At 32.6% G+C, this 15734-nt stretch carries 14 protein-coding genes, 1 tRNA gene and 1 other RNA gene; 15 read left to right on the top strand and 1 reads right to left on the bottom strand.

Annotation, left to right across the window (positions count from 1 at the left end; genetic code table 11):
• Positions 1–11 precede the first annotated feature (11 nt).
• From BQ5450_RS05590 to BQ5450_RS05550, 10 genes are all read left to right on the top strand, one after another.
• A complete protein-coding gene (locus BQ5450_RS05590; RefSeq protein ID WP_071126231.1) occupies positions 12–2996 on the top strand; it encodes a phage tail tape measure protein in 2985 nt (994 codons plus the stop codon).
• On the top strand, positions 2993–3538 hold the full coding sequence (locus BQ5450_RS05585; RefSeq protein ID WP_071126230.1) for a distal tail protein Dit: 546 nt from the start codon (positions 2993–2995) through the stop codon (positions 3536–3538). Before BQ5450_RS05590 ends, BQ5450_RS05585 begins: the two co-directional genes overlap by 4 nt.
• Positions 3538–3936, top strand: coding sequence for a phage tail fiber protein (locus BQ5450_RS05580; RefSeq protein WP_071126229.1), 399 nt, complete (start codon positions 3538–3540; stop codon positions 3934–3936). The genes BQ5450_RS05585 and BQ5450_RS05580 overlap by 1 nt, the downstream gene beginning before the upstream one ends.
• 13 nt (positions 3937–3949) lie before the next feature.
• Positions 3950–4495 (top strand): phage distal tail protein, encoded by a 546-nt coding sequence (locus tag BQ5450_RS05575; RefSeq protein WP_071126228.1) that lies wholly within the window; start codon positions 3950–3952, stop codon positions 4493–4495.
• A complete protein-coding gene (locus BQ5450_RS05570) occupies positions 4495–6366 on the top strand; it encodes a phage tail spike protein (RefSeq protein WP_083379730.1) in 1872 nt (623 codons plus the stop codon). The genes BQ5450_RS05575 and BQ5450_RS05570 overlap by 1 nt, the downstream gene beginning before the upstream one ends.
• Positions 6353–6526, top strand: coding sequence for a hypothetical protein (locus BQ5450_RS09040; RefSeq protein WP_159052468.1), 174 nt, complete (start codon positions 6353–6355; stop codon positions 6524–6526). Before BQ5450_RS05570 ends, BQ5450_RS09040 begins: the two co-directional genes overlap by 14 nt.
• A complete protein-coding gene (locus BQ5450_RS05565; protein WP_071126227.1) occupies positions 6510–8132 on the top strand; it encodes a hypothetical protein in 1623 nt (540 codons plus the stop codon). Before BQ5450_RS09040 ends, BQ5450_RS05565 begins: the two co-directional genes overlap by 17 nt.
• 86 nt (positions 8133–8218) lie before the next feature.
• A complete protein-coding gene (locus BQ5450_RS05560; RefSeq protein ID WP_071126226.1) occupies positions 8219–8563 on the top strand; it encodes a hypothetical protein in 345 nt (114 codons plus the stop codon).
• Positions 8564–8612: 49 nt separating this feature from the next.
• On the top strand, positions 8613–9872 hold the full coding sequence (locus BQ5450_RS05555) for an N-acetylmuramoyl-L-alanine amidase (protein ID WP_071126225.1): 1260 nt from the start codon (positions 8613–8615) through the stop codon (positions 9870–9872).
• Positions 9873–9885: 13 nt separating this feature from the next.
• Positions 9886–10131, top strand: a complete 246-nt coding sequence (locus tag BQ5450_RS05550; protein ID WP_071126224.1) for a hypothetical protein — start codon at positions 9886–9888, stop codon at positions 10129–10131.
• 247 nt (positions 10132–10378) lie between these two features.
• Here BQ5450_RS05550 and BQ5450_RS05545 read toward each other — a convergent pair.
• Positions 10379–10455 (bottom strand) — tRNA-Pro (locus BQ5450_RS05545).
• A gap of 187 nt (positions 10456–10642) precedes the next feature.
• On the opposite strand from BQ5450_RS05545, the gene BQ5450_RS05540 reads away from it, so the two are divergent.
• The 5 genes from BQ5450_RS05540 to BQ5450_RS05520 all read left to right on the top strand — a co-directional run bounded on the left by BQ5450_RS05540 (position 10643) and on the right by BQ5450_RS05520 (position 15729).
• Positions 10643–11281, top strand: a complete 639-nt coding sequence (locus BQ5450_RS05540; protein WP_071126223.1) for an HAD family hydrolase — start codon at positions 10643–10645, stop codon at positions 11279–11281.
• 128 nt (positions 11282–11409) lie between these two features.
• Positions 11410–11886 carry a VanZ family protein gene (locus BQ5450_RS05535; protein WP_234347000.1) on the top strand — a complete coding sequence of 159 codons (477 nt, stop codon included), beginning with the start codon at positions 11410–11412 and terminating at the stop codon, positions 11884–11886.
• A 70-nt stretch (positions 11887–11956) separates the two neighbouring features.
• Positions 11957–12301, top strand: a transfer-messenger RNA (tmRNA) gene (ssrA, locus tag BQ5450_RS05530).
• Between the two features lie 651 nt (positions 12302–12952).
• Complete coding sequence (locus BQ5450_RS05525) at positions 12953–14389, top strand: APC family permease (protein WP_010246196.1); 1437 nt, start codon at positions 12953–12955, stop codon at positions 14387–14389.
• A 17-nt stretch (positions 14390–14406) separates the two neighbouring features.
• Positions 14407–15729, top strand: a complete 1323-nt coding sequence (locus tag BQ5450_RS05520) for a M18 family aminopeptidase (RefSeq protein WP_071126222.1) — start codon at positions 14407–14409, stop codon at positions 15727–15729.
• Positions 15730–15734 lie beyond the last annotated feature (5 nt).

Here is a 15734-nt window from a genome sequence, read left to right as displayed (position 1 = left end):
GGGGTGAGGATATGGCAGGGAACATAAAAGGCATAACTATAGAGATTGGTGGAGATACAACCAAGCTAGAAAAAGCCTTGAAAGGTGTAAATTCCAGTGCAAGAGACCTAGGAAAACAACTAAAAGATATTGGAACATCAATGAAATTCAATCCAGGGAATGCGGAGCTTGCAACTCAAAAACAAAGAGTACTTGCAGAATCCATAGAGAACACCAAAAAGAAGCTTGAAACATTAAAGATAGCACAGGAACAAGCGAGTGCTGCACTTGCCCGTGGAGATATTTCACAAGCTCAATATGATGCATTGACAAGGGAAATAATGAAGACGGAAAACCAGTTAAAGTCACTAGAAGCACAAGCTAATAAAACAAATCAAACACTTCTAGGAATTAGAGATGCATCAATGAAAATTGGTGAAACTACTGGCAAAATTGGAAGCACAATGACAAAAACAATTACTGCACCATTAGTAGCAGGAGCAGGTGTTGTTACAAAATTTGCAGCTGACTTTGATACAGCCATGGTAGGAGTCTCAAAAACGGTGGATATGACTGATCAAGAGTTTGAAGCTATGTCAAATAGTATAAGAGATATGGCTAAAGAGATGCCAGCATCAGCAGTAGAAATTGCAGGTGTAGCAGAAGCAGCAGGGCAACTTGGAATAGAAAAAGAAAATATACTAGGGTTCACTAAAACAATGATTGACCTAGGAGAAACCACAAACCTAACTGCAGATGAAGCGGCTACATCCTTTGCTAAATTTGCAAACATTACGCAAATGCCACAAACAGAATTTGATAAATTAGGTTCAGTAGTTGTAGACCTAGGAAATAACATGGCTACTACAGAAAAAGATATTGTTTCTATGGGAACTAGATTAGCAGGAACAGGAAATCAAGTAGGATTAACTGAAGCCGAAATAATGGGTCTTGCAGCAGCTATGTCTTCAGTAGGAATAGAAGCTGAAGCAGGCGGAAGTGCTATGTCAACAACTCTAAAAAAGATTAACACAGAAGTTCTATCAGGCGGAGATAAGCTTAAAGGGTATGCTCAGGTAGCAGGCATGAGTGCAAATCAATTTGCCGAAGCTTGGAAAAGCAGGCCAACAGAAGCCCTAACAAGTTTTATTTCAGGATTAAAAGACATACAAGCAAGCGGTGGAGATGTAAATTCAGTTTTAAAAGAGCTAGGGATTACAGGGCTAAGAGAAACTGACACACTTACAAGGCTTGCTGGAGCAGGAGATCTTTTAGGATCAGCTTTTGATATAGCAAACAATGCTTTTAGAGACAACACAGCATTATCAGCAGAAGCAGAAAAAAGATACGAATCCTTTGGTGGCAAGATGGATATGTTCAAGAACAAGTTGACAGATGCTGGAATAACAATAGGCACAGTATTAATGCCACATATAGAAAAACTTGTAGATGGCATAGGAAATTTAGCAGATAAAATTGCAGAAGCTGACCCTGTACTTGTAAAAATTGGTGTTGCAGTAGCGGCCTTTGCAGCGGCAATTGGTCCAGTATTAATAATAATATCGAAAGTAGCAACAGTAATAGGCACAGTTAGTGGAGCTTTAGCAGCTATGGGCGGAGCTACAGCAGGGGCAACTCCAGCAATGCTGGGGCTTGCAAAAGTATTTGGTGTAATTAAAACAGCATTTTTAGGGTTGTTAGGGTTAATCCAAGCACATCCATTAGTAGCAATAATTACAGCAGTTGCAACAATTCTAATTCCTTTGATTATACAAAACTGGAGCACAATTAAAGAATTTTTAATTAATACATGGAATAGCATAAAAGAATCAGCAAGCATCATTTGGCAAGGTATAACTCAATTTCTTTCTAACTTATGGGTTAGTGTAAGCGAGGTATGGTCTACAACATGGATGACAATAACGACAACTTTAAGCGAATTATGGCAAAGCTTTATAGCAGGAGTGCAGCCAATATGGGGAGGCCTAGTCACAGTTTTTGAATTCATTTGGGAAGCAATCAAGGAAGTATTTAATGTAGCTTGGATTGCAATTTCAACACCTATCATACTTGCATGGCAAGTTTTTATAGAGACAGCAAAGACAATATTTGATGGTCTAGTAACTTTCTTTAAAGGAATATGGGAAGGCATAAAGTCTAATGCAGTAGCAACATGGAACGCAATAAAGGGTGTAATCCTACCAATTTGGGAAGCTTTAAAATCCAAAGCTACAGAAGTATTTAATGCTATTAAAGCCAAGATTACGGAAGTATGGAATGGGATTAAATCTAAAACAACCGAAATATGGAATGGAATTAAATCTGCATTATTACCAATTTGGGAATCATTAAAAACCAAGGCAACTGAAATATTTAATGCAGTGAAAACAAAAATAACCGAAGTATGGAATGATGCAAAATCAAAGACTACTGAAATTTGGAATGGGATAAAGAGTAGTTTGTCGGAGGTTTGGAATGGAATTAAATCAACAGCTACTGAAACATTTAACGCAATAAAAACCAAAATTACAGAGGTTTGGAACGGAATAAAAAGTGCTACAACATCAACATGGAATGCAGTAAAACAAGCAATAGAAAAGCCTATAAACCAAGCTAGAGATTTGGTCGGTAAAGCAGTAGAAAGAATGAAGTCTTTATTGAATGTTACATTACCATTCCCAAAAATTAAATTGCCTGAATTTAATGTTACAGGTAAATTTAGTTTAAACCCTCCATCAGTTCCACACTTTAGTGTTAAATGGTATGACAAGGGTGGTATTTTTAAGAGCCCATCAGTAATAGGTGTTGGAGAAAAAAGACCCGAGTTTGTAGGAGCCTTAGACGACTTGAAGAAGATAGTTGCAGATGTAATTAATGAAAATTCTGAAGGATCAGGAAGACAAATAATAATTAAAGAAATGAATGTAAGGAATGATAATGACATCAAGAGAATTGCTGAAGAACTTTATAAGCTAGAAAAAAGAAATAATAGAGGAAGGGGGCTTGCTACAATATGATAGGTTTTAATTTTAAAGGCAGGCACTCGTCAGAATTTAACATAGGATTTAGGTCGGTTGATAGGACAGTCCTCCCAGAAAGGCGAAGAAAAGAATTCACAATTTTAGGTAGGTCAGGAACTTTGGAGCTTGAATCCCAAGAATATGAAAAAAGGCATATAACAGGTATTATTGGAGTTCTTTATATAGATAAGTTTGAAGAGCTTAGATATAAAATAAGGGATTTGGCAGGATGGCTTACAGGAAGCGGTCTTTTAATATTTGATGATGAAAAAGAAAAAGCTTATGAAGCATCAGTCTATAGTGCTATTGGAATTGAGCAACTAGAATTGCAACCAAGAGGAACTATATCCATAGAATTTGAGTGCCAGCCATTTGCAGTTTCAAGGGATCTAAATCGAATTTTAAAGTCAGGAAGTAAAACAACAAATATAAGCATAGAAAACAAAGGCAATGTTAAAACATGCGGAACTTTCATTATAAAAAATACTGGGAAAAGTAATATTACATCACTAAGAATAACTAGAAAGGTGGTAATTTAATGAGTAAAGCAAGTAACTATTTGGAAGATGCGACTATAAATTATTTTTTAAGAGGTCAAACAGTAGCAAGGCCTACACAATTATTTATAGCATTATATAAGACTAATCCCACAGATGGAGATACAGGAGCTGAAGTAGTGGGCGGCGGATATGCAAGGCAACCTATTAACTTTGGACAACCAACACAACAGTCTGATAGGGCAGTATCTACTAATACAGAAAGGATTGAATTCCCTACATCAACTAATGGATGGGGTGAAGTTGCTTATTTTGGAATAAAAGATGCTAAAGATGGTGGAAATCTTATAGTTTATGGAGCTTTCAATAGACCAATAGAAATTACAGAAGGTAATAAATTTATTATTGAAGTCGGCAATTTGTCCGTTTCAGTAGGATAAAGGCGGTGCTCAAATGGGAGCATATAACACAGGAAAATTTAATATTGGAAAATTCAATATTAAAAGTAACAATAACATAACCTTAACAGCTAATTCAGAAATAAATTATTTTACAAAAGTAGAAGATATTTTAATTCAAAAAGAATTAGGAAAAGTTGGAGCTACTATTGATTATGAAGCATCAGCTACTTCAATATTAGAAATAAAATTAAAAGAAACTGCAGAATTAGCAATTAATTTTGATGCATCAGCAGTGGCTACTTCAATAATTTTAATTGAGGATCTAAATTCAGAAATCACTTTTGAAGCAGAAGGAATTGGATCACTATTAGGTGAAGAATATATAGAAATCAAAGGATTTGTATTAAGACCAGGGCAAGAAATAGAAATAAATACTTGCGATTTAACAGCAACCATTAATGGAGAAAACGCAATACACCTCCTAACAGAAGAAGGTGATTTCTTTGACTTCTTACCAGGAGAAAATGACATAAAAATTGATGCAGTTGGAGCGGGTAGTGTAAGCATTGACACCTATTGGAAAGATAGGTGGTTATAGTGAGAAAATATAACATTAAAATTTATGATTCAGAAATGAATAAGCTTGCTTTTTTAGAAAATGCATACGAAATAGGTTACGATTTAAAACTAAATGAATTATGGACTTGTAGCTTTAAATTGCCAAGAGATGATCCAAAGACAAAATACTGCCAGCCATTTAATTATGTAGAATTATTTGATGGAAATGACAGGATAGATTTATTTAGAATATTACCTACAATATTGACTACAGAAGAAACATCTTATATTGAATATAACTGTGAACATGTTTTAGCAACACTTATTGATGATGTACTTTTTAAATACCACCAAATAGGAAATTTAGGAGTATATACAGGGCAAGTGTTGAGATACATTTTAGATAAGCAATCAACAAAAAGATGGCAGCTAGTCGAATGTGATTATAGTCGTCAGTTCGAATATAAATGGGAGAATGAAAATTTACTTGCAGCATTATTTTCAGTTCCGAAGCCATTCAATGAAAATTATAGATGGACTTGGGACACTACTTCATATCCGTGGACTATAAATTTAAAAAAATTAAATAAAAATTATAGGGCAGATATTCAGTATCGAAAGAATATGCAAAATATTGAAAAAACTGTGGATCCAACAAATATTGTAACTAGACTTTATGCTTTGGGGTATGGCGAGGGAGATAATCAACTAGATATTACTTCAGTAAATAATGGCAGGGCTTATTTAGAAAAGAATGTAGGAAAGTATGGACTTAAACAATCTATCTTAGTAGACAGAAGATTTGAATCACCAACTACATTAATGGAATATGCAAGGTCAATTTTAGATGGTCTTTCTGAACCATATATATCTTATAAAATTCAAGCGGTAGATTTATCAATTAAAGACAGCAAAAAGTACCCTAAATTTATGCCAGGGGATTATGTATTAATAAGAGATACAGAAGATAATATTAATTTAAAGGTCCCAATAGTAAGTGTAAGGAAAAATGACCTAAGAGGTAATCCATTTGATATTGAAATAGAGATAGCAAATAAAAAGAGAGACATAACAGGCTCAATTTCAGAAATACAAGAAAGAGCCAGGATAAATGACACCTACAGCCAAGGTGCCACCAATCTAATGCAGATGGCTTTTGTAGATAACTGTGATCCTAAATATCCAGCAACATTAAGGTTTTACATTCCTACAGAAATGGCAAGGATAAATAAATTAATCCTAAATTACACGATAGAACAATTTAGAGCATATTCAAGAGCCACAAAAGGTGGTGGAGCAGATGTATCTACTACAGAATCAGGTGGCGGTGATTATACTTCCACAGAAAGCGGCGGTGGAGATTACACATCAACAGGCTCAGGTGGTGGAGATTATACTTCAACGGGGTCCGGTGGTGGAGATTACACCACAACTCATGGTTCAACACATGTAAAAGGTGGAATGCAGAGAGTAGGTGTAAAAGGTGGAACAGGATATATAGAAATCTATCAAACAACTTACCACGAACACGAAGTAAATGTACCTGCTCATAATCATAGTGTAAACATTCCAGAACACAGCCACAGCGTAAATATTAGATCACATACCCACCAATTAAATATAAAGTCGCATAAGCACACTTTTATTTTGCCCGACCATAAGCATGACATAGATTATGGAATCTATGAAGGAAGCAAAGCTAGGTATTGTTATTTAAAGGTTGATGGCCAAATGGTTTACACCAAAGATACTGAAGTAAATTTAATACCCTATTTAAGCAAAGATGATGGTGGGAAAATCCAAAGAGGAACATGGCATACGGTTGAAATAATGCCAGATACTTTGACGAGGATAAACGCAAGCTTATTTATACAACTATTCACAAATTCCAGAGGGGGTGGAGATTATTAATACTAGAACTGATCACTGCCATGAAATAGTAGTGCCAAAACACTCATATCACACTTTTTATGATCCAGATGAAAATTATGGACATTGTCATGAAATAAGAATCGGCAAGCATAGATTTGTAGACTTAAAAAAAGAGGTGGAAAATGACGAATTTAAATAAAATGTATGACGGAGTGGTTAATTCACCCGAAACATACTTAACACAAAATTTAGCTGCAGATGCAACAATAATTTATGTAGCAGATGGTTCTGTATTTGGAAGTCTTCCTAATTTAGCAGTTATAGGAACGGACCAGACAGCTGAAACGATATTAGTTGAAAAAAAGAGATCAGATGGTGGCTATAACGTAAAAAGAAGTATTGAAGGTAATGGTGGGAGTTGGACAAGAACAACACCAGTTGCAAGAAACTTTACTAATTTTGATTATCAACAAATTAAAGATAACATTGAAAAATTAAATAAAGGTAAACAAGAGAGCCTAACAGCAGGAACAAACATCCAAATAGTTAATGGAAAAATTAGTGCGACCGATACTAAATATGATGACACACAAATAAAAAAGGATATAACAGAATTACAAAATAGTCAGTTATCAAAAGCAAGTCAAAAAGAAGCTGAAAGTGGTGTAGACAACACAAAATACATGACACCTCAGGCTACAAAACAAGCGATTGAAAAATTATCACCTAAGCAAGATTTAAGTGGCTATGCTATGAAGAAAGACATAAAAATTAAACTTTCAGAAATGGAAGAAGATTCAACTCATAGAACAGTAACTAATTCTGAAAAAGAAAAATGGAATAAAAAATTTGATTTACCAGCGGGAAAAGAAAATCAAGTTTTAACTAAAACAACTAATGGAGCAGAATTTAAAAATATTTCATCTTCAAGGTCTGCAACTTTTGTTATAGCAAATTATGATTCTTCTGAAAATTCAAAATCAGGAGCTGATTATATAATACAAGAATCTGATTGTGCGGCTGAAATAATCAATGATTTTATTACAAAACTTCCTGAATATGGTGGAAAAATTCAATTAACAGAAGGAAATTTTAATATAAAGAAAAATTTAGCTATAAACTTTACTAAAAATAATACGATTATTGAAGGTTATGGGGATTCCACTAATATTATTGATAAATTAACTAAAGACGAGAGAAATTCAGTTATAGTTAATATTTCAACTGGAATTGAAAATTGTAGGTTATCAGATTTAAATATTACTCATGATACTAGTAATTCTATTAATATCAAAGGAAATAAAAATTATATAAAAAATGTAAATGTAATAAATAATGGAACCCATCCTTCTGTATATGTTAATGACAATACGAGCGAAAATATTTTAGAAAATTGTAGTGTAAAAGGTGCTTCCAGCACCTGTTTTTTTATCAATGGTTCAAATAATTCATTCTCAAACTGTTCAGGAGCTTCAACTAGTAATGGGTTTTTAATCGATGGTTCAAATAATTCATTCTCAAACTGTTCAGGAGCTTCAACCAATCAACAAGGGTTGGTTATCTTAGGTTTAAACCATTCACTATCAAACTGTTCAGGAACTTCAACTAGTGGCACACCAATCTACATTGATGGAAAACAAGTTAATTTAATTGGGTGTACTGGAAAAAGTGTTAGTACTAATCGTGATATATGGCTTACTGCTAGGGCTAGGTATTGTCTTGCCTTAGGTAATCGATATTATAAAAACCTTGACAATCAAGGAACAAATAATATAATAGCAAACAATATAAAACTGGAGGTCTGATATATGGAAATAGAATTAATTTATTGAGAAAAATAAATTAAGAGAGCAAGATATTTATTTTAAAAATCAAACAAAGAGGTGACCGCATGGAATATAAAACAATAGAGGAACTTTATTTAGCAGTAGGAGTTGCAGGAGCGATAATAATTGTTTTCTTGGGGTTATTTACTTATCTGGTAATAGCTAACGATAAAAAGAGGACTAAACAAATTGATGACCTTATAAAGAGCATTGGAACTTTGCAAATGAATGACACTGATTTTAAGTTGTTGATTGAAAGTCTCATTGAATCTGTTAAAGAGTTGTCGATTACAAATAAAATTGTTGCTGATACTGTAAATAGACTTGATTACTATAATAAAGACCTACACAGAAAATTGGAAAAACATGATGAAAAGTCAGAAAAAATTTTAGACGAATTAAGAAAATAAGGGCGGCTTCAATAGCTGCCTTTTATTATGCAATGAAGGAGTTGATGAGATGACAAAAATAATGTTGGACCCTGGACATGGAGCAGGTGCCTTTCACAATAGAGGTTTTAAAAGCATTCCGGGCTTTGAATTCTGCAATGAGGGAGATTGTAATTATATCTATTCCCTGAAACTAAAAAAAGCACTAGAAGATTATGGCTTTATAGTTGGAAATACGAGAATCAACCGATTTGATAATCCAAGCCTGGCTCAAAGAGGTCAAAAGGCAAAAGGTTATGACCTATTAATTAGCTTACATTCAAACGCTGGTGGGGGTTCAGCCACAGGAACTGAAATTTGGGACTCAACTAACCCAAAAGAAAGTATTAAAACCCTAACAGATAAATTATGTGCGGCAATATCAACAGCAATTGGAACTAATAACCGAGGAACTAAGTATCGAAAAAACAAATCAGGCTCCAATTATTATGGGATATTAAGAAATGGCCTTGCTAAGCATAATTTTATAATAGAGCATGCCTTTCATGATAATTATTCAGATTGCAAAAAATATGTGGATAATTTAGATAAAGTGGCAGCAGTAACAGCAAAAGTTATTGCAGAATATTTTGGAGTAGTAAAAAGCACTAAGACATCAATTTTAAGTGCACCTAGTGCAACTTTGGAGCAGATGAAAGAGTGGGCAAAAACAAAAAATAATGATAAAGAATTTATTGGGCTTGCTTATACTTACTGGCGATTATCTAATATTATTGGAATAAATCCGGTCATTGCATTTGCACAAATGGCACATGAGACAGGCTTTTTATACAAAATTAAATCAGCCGCGGGCATAGATGCTAGTTATCATAATCCATGTGGATTAAAGGTAACTCAAGGCGGTGGAGATTATCAAGCTTCAGCCCACAAAAGATTTGCAACATGGGAAGATGGAATTAGTGCCCATTTAGATCACTTAGCTTTATATGCAGGTGCTAAAGGTTATCCTAAATCCAATACAATGGATCCACGACATTTTGCCTATTTATTTGGCACTTGTAAATATGTAGAGGACTTAGGCGGCAGATGGGCTCCATCAAATGATTATGGTAGAAAACTTTTAAACTATGTAAATGAAATAAAAAATATGAAGGTGAATAAAATGGAAAATAAAAAAGAACATTGGGCGGAAAAATCTTTTAAGAGTTTAAACGAAAAAGGGATAGAAATCCATGAGAGACGATTTGATGACGCTATAACAAGAGGAGAAGTTTTTTCTTTGCTTGATAGAGCATTGGATAAACTAATAGAAAAAAACTCTAATGAATGATGAGGAGAATCTTATGAAAAGAGAAGATTTTATTAGAAAGTTTACAAGTAGAAAGTTTTGGGTGCTTTTAATTGCATTAGTAAGTGCAGTTTTAGCATTTTTAAAATTTGATAAAGGCAGCATTGAACAAATAACAACAATAATAATGACATTTGGAGCTATGATTTCTTATGTACTAGGTGAAAGCTATGTGGATGGGAAAAGAGTAGGCGGAGATGTAACCAATATTATTAATACAGAAGATTTAAAAGAAAAATGATTTTATTGAGCCTGGGTTTCAAACCTGGGCTTTATTTTTATGTAGAAATTAAAAATATATTTTTAAAAGCTAACCAAATAAAGACATTCAGATAGGTAGAAGAATTATAAAAGTTGGCAACGAGTTGGTAACGCAACAGTAAAAAGGTGTAAAAACATGTAAAAAAGCATGTACTTTAGTTATTGAGTACATGCTTAATCTTTGTATTTTTAGCCATTTGTAAAGAAATGTAAAAATAAATAAAAAATGGTCGGGGTGAGAGGATTCGAACCCCCGGCCCCATGGTCCCAAACCACGTGCGCTACCAAACTGCGCTACACCCCGATAACAAAAAATTTACAAAAAATTTAAATTCTCTATATTATTTTTTCAACAAATATTATTATAACATCAAATAAAAAAATGTCAAAGCTTTTTTAAAAAAATTTTACTTGTTTTGAAAACTTATTATAGTTGATTTGTAAAAAGTTTACAACTAAAATATAATTAGCTAAAGAAGAATGGAGGTAGTATGAAAGCTATTATATTTGATTTAGATGGTACTTTAGTTGATTCTATGGGATATTGGAGAAATTTGTCCAAAAATTTTATGAAGACGAAATCAATAGATATTTCGAATGAAGTAGGGCACACAATGACTACTATGAGTTTAAAAACTTCACTTAGATATTTAAAAGAATATTACAATTTAAGTGAGAGTTTTGAAGAGCTATATGAAGAATTTAGCGATGCAGTTATAGATTTCTATGAAAATAAAGTTAACTTAAAGGACAATGCTATTGAGGTCTTAAATTATTTTAAAGATAAAGGATTTAAAATTGTAGTAGGGACATCTACTGCAGAAAAATTTGCGGAAATAGTAATAAAAAAATATGGGATAGACAATTTTATTGAGGAAATTTATACATCAGATTCATTGGGATTTATAAAATCTGAAGAAGAATTTTTCACTACAATTGCCCAAAATCTTTGCAATAGACCAGAAGAAATTTATTTAGTTGATGATTCATATTTGGCACTTAGAACTGCTAAAAATGCAGGATTAAAGACTATTGGTATTTATGATGAAAATTCTAGTGACACCTGGGATACTATAGTAAAAGAAAATGATTATTCTATAACAAATCTAATAGAACTAAAAAATATATGAAGTTGTTTTTATTTTTTGCAGCAAGAGCTATACCTGCCTTTATAATTACCTTTGTAATTTTTTCCTTAGTAAGAGTCAAGTTTTTTCCCCATAGGAAAAAAGATTCAAGTGGTTTTAGAGAACTACTCTTGAGTATATTAGCAGGATATATTGCTTTTTTAATTATAATGTTATTTACCCCCAATTCTTATATTGCAAATTCTGGTATTAATCTGACTAATGAAAATTTTGACTTTGTTGGAAACTTTAAGGATAGAATTTCATCGGGATCATGGGGAGTAAATTTAATTCCCTTTAGGACTATAAAAAATTATATAAAGTATTCTGGTTTTCTTCACACGCTTACAAATGTCTTTGGGAATATAATAATTTTTATACCTTTTGGGATTTTAATTCCTGAAATTTTTAAGAAATATAGAAATGTTTCAAAAATTGTTAAATTGTCTTTTTTCACATCTCTTTCTGTGGAGTTTATTCAATTTTTTATTGGAAGATCAGTGGATATTGATGATTTGATTTTAAATGTACTAGGTTCAGCTATTGGATATTTTATTTGGAAAAGTTCTTTGAGATTTAAATTTGCAAAGAAGAATAGACAAAAATAAAAAATTTGAGAGTGTACCTAAAATTGACAAAAATAGCAAATTTTAGTATAATTTTAATCTAATTAAATAGGGGGGCGAAAATGGTTTCGACGGGGATTTTGAGCTTTAAGTAGCGAGTCGTTGATGGATCATACAACGTAAAAATGGTCTATAAAAAATAAACGACGAAAATAATTTCGCACTAGCTGCCTAAGTTTAGGTAGCAATCCGGCCAGATGCCGCGAACTGTAACCGGGTTTCAAATTAGCGGGCAAACGAACTCTGTGATTCGCCATAGCAGAGGGGGTTAGTGGCGATACTCTGTATGAGTTTGACACTCTAGTAATGCAGAGGAAAATTAAAGAGGAGTCTGCACTCGGAGAATCTTTCTGTAAGAGGTCTTCGGACGCGGGTTCGACTCCCGCCGCCTCCACCAATATTTTAAGTCATTCGTTATGGATGGCTTTTTTTAATCCTATTTATTTAAGATGTAACGTATGCGAAACAAAAAATCACCTCAATATTATAATAGAGTTTTTTAGACATAAAATAATAAGAGGTAGTTATAATATGACTAAAAAGGCAAATTGATTATCACAGACAAATGTATGCGTAAATATAATATTGTATTTATCCAAAGGATATACGAAAATTATGTTTAATCGATACAGACCTGATTATTGGTGAGCAAGTAAGACAGAAACAAAAATAAGATGTTTCAGCATTAGTTATGGAATTTGTACACGAGAAAGAAAATTCAAAGCATGAAATGTTGTTGGTAAAACCATTATAGGAGGAGAGCAAATCATCTGATTAGAGGTGGTTATGATTAACTTATTAAGTATTGTATTTTTATATTTTTTAAGGTTAAAATTTATATTTTTTAAAATAATAAATACTTAATGATGGTACATAAATGTATTTTAAAGGATTTTGATGTTAATATTCAATTGAATTCAATTAATACATAAGAAATAATAGCTATCATTGTAAAAATGTTTTCTATTTTTTTAAATTAACTAGACGGTAAAAATCATTAAGGTTATAATTAATTTAATCATGCAATATATATGAGAGGAGAAATACAATGCAAGATTCACAAAAGAAAATTAAGTGGTATATGCTTTGCTTTATGGCGTTTTCCACTTTGTGGGGTTTTGGAAATGTTGTTAACGGTTTCGTATTCTTTAACGGAATTCAAGTAATATTTTCATGGGTCCTAATGTTCGTACTTTATTTTATTCCTTATGCACTCATGGTAGGAGAACTGGGATCTGCTTTTAAAGATGAAGGTGGAGGAGTTACTTCATGGATGAGGGCAACTACTACTGATAAAATTGCATATTATGCTGGTTGGACTTATTGGGCAGTTCATATAACATATATTGCCTCAAAGGGCTCTGGTGGACTAAAGGCACTTAGCTGGATGATTTATCACAATGCAGAATTTTATGATTCTTTGCCAACAGTTTATGTTCAAATTGCTACTTTATGTATATTTTTATTTTTCTGCTGGGTAGCAAGTAGAGGTCTTAATCCTCTAAAAAAATTAGCTACTATTGCAGGTTCTAGTATGTTTATCATGGGAATTTTATACATTTTAATGATGTTAGCTGCACCAAAAATTAATCCAAATGGTGGATATTTAAAAATGGATTGGTCCTTTGACAACATAATTCCAACTTTTGATATGAAGTATTTTACAAGTTTATCTATACTTGTATTTGCTGTTGGAGGAATTGAAAAAATGAGTCCCTATGTCAACAATATGGACGGAGATCCAGCAAAAGAATTTCCTAAGTCAATGATTTTTGCAGCTATAATGGTAGTTGTTTCTGCTATTTTTGGAACAATTGCAATGGGTATGATGTTTGATCCAGCTATTATAAATGCAGATCAAGCAACTTTTGATTCTTATGCAGCTAATGGTGCTTATTGGGCATTCCAAAAATTAGGAGATTACTATGGTGTTGGAAATTTAATAATGGTTATTTATGCTCTATGTAATATGATTGGACAGTTTTCAACTCTTGTTGTAAGTATTGATGCACCACTGAGAATGTTACTAGACGATGATAGAACTAATAAATTTATTCCGAGAAATCTTTTAAAGAAAAATAAATATGGAGCATATAAAAATGGAATTAAACTTGTAGTTGTACTTTCTGGTTCAATTATTCTTGCACAAATTTTGGTGCCAGGAGCAGCAACAGTTTTAAGACAACTTACAAAACTAAATTCCATTATGATGCCACTTCGTTATCTATGGGTATTTTTGGCATATATTTATCTTAGAAAAAATAATGATAAATTTGACAGAGAATTTAAATTTTCAAAAAATAATGGAGTAGCACTTTTCTTTGGATTTTGGTGTTTTCTAGTAACAGCATTTTGTTGTGTACTAGGTATGGCATCAGATGATCCTTTCCAATTAAAACTAAATATTATTACACCAGTTGTTTTAATTGCTCTTGGGGTAATATTGCCAGTTATTAGAGCGAAAGAAGATAAAAAATTAAGCTGATTTTAAAAGGAGGAAGTATGGGTTATTTAGAAATTTCAAAGGAATTATTAGAATTTATAAATAAAAGTTCAAGTATGTTTCATACAGTGGCAACTGTAAAAGAATATCTTGATGCAGAAAATTTTATAGAATTAAAAGAAGGTGAAAGTTGGAATATTGAAAAGGGAAAAAATTATTACACAACTAGAAATGGTTCAAGTATAATTGCTTTTAAAGTTGGATCTGATCTTTTAGATTATCACTACCAACTTGTAGCATCTCACTCTGATTCACCTACTTTTAAAATAAAAAGCGTTCCAGAACTTGAAGGCCCAAAGGATTATTTAAAATTAAATGTAGAAGTATATGGCGGTCCAATTGATTCGGTTTGGTTCGATAAACCTCTTACAATTGCAGGAAGGATTCTAGTCGAAGAAGATGGAGAAATTGTTTCTAAACTTTTATATATTGATAGAGATATTTTAATAATTCCAAATGTGGCAATCCACATGAATAGAGATGTAAATAAGGGTTATAATTACAATAGACAAGTTGATTTACTTCCGCTATTTACAACAGGTGCACTTAAAAAAGGTGACTATGACAAAATGATTGCAGAAGAACTTGGCGTAGAAGTAGATCAAATAATTTCAAAAGATTTATTTCTTGTAAATAGACAAGTTGGAAAAATATGGGGATATAAAGATGAATTTGTTTCATCACCAAAGCTTGATGATTTAGAATGTGCTTTTACATCATTAAAAGCTTTTATCTCAGGAGAAAATAAAAAAGCGGTAAATGTATATGCTTGTTTTGACAACGAGGAAGTTGGTTCAAATACAAAACAAGGTGCAATGAGTACACTTCTCCACGATACTTTAAAAAGACTTAATGTATCACTTGGTTTTGATGAAGAAGAATATTACAAAGCAGTAGCAAAATCATTTTTAATTAGTGCAGACAATGCCCACGCAGTTCATCCAAATCACAAGGAACTAACTGATGATGAAAATAGAACTTTTATGAATGAAGGAATTGTTGTAAAAGAGGCAGCAAATCAAAAATACACATCAGATGCTTTTTCACAAGCAATATTTAAAAAGATTTGTGCCCTTGCAGATGTTCCAGTGCAACATTTTGCCAATAGAAGCAATATGCAAGGAGGGTCGACTCTTGGAAATCTTTCTAACACACAAGTTTCCCTTCACGCAGTGGATATTGGACTTGCTCAACTTGCAATGCACTCAAATTATGAAACAGCAGGTGCAAAAGATCCAGAATATATGATAAAGGCACTTACAAGATATTACAGCACAAATATTAAAATTGATGGTGCAAATAAAGTTTCTATTGAAGAATAAAATTA

Origin of the sequence: Peptoniphilus lacydonensis (assembly GCF_900106515.1) — a bacterium.
Lineage (GTDB): Bacteria > Bacillota > Clostridia > Tissierellales > Peptoniphilaceae > Peptoniphilus_A > Peptoniphilus_A lacydonensis.
The sequence above is the reverse complement of the archived record's forward strand: the minus strand, read 5'-3'. Positions and strand labels throughout refer to the sequence as shown.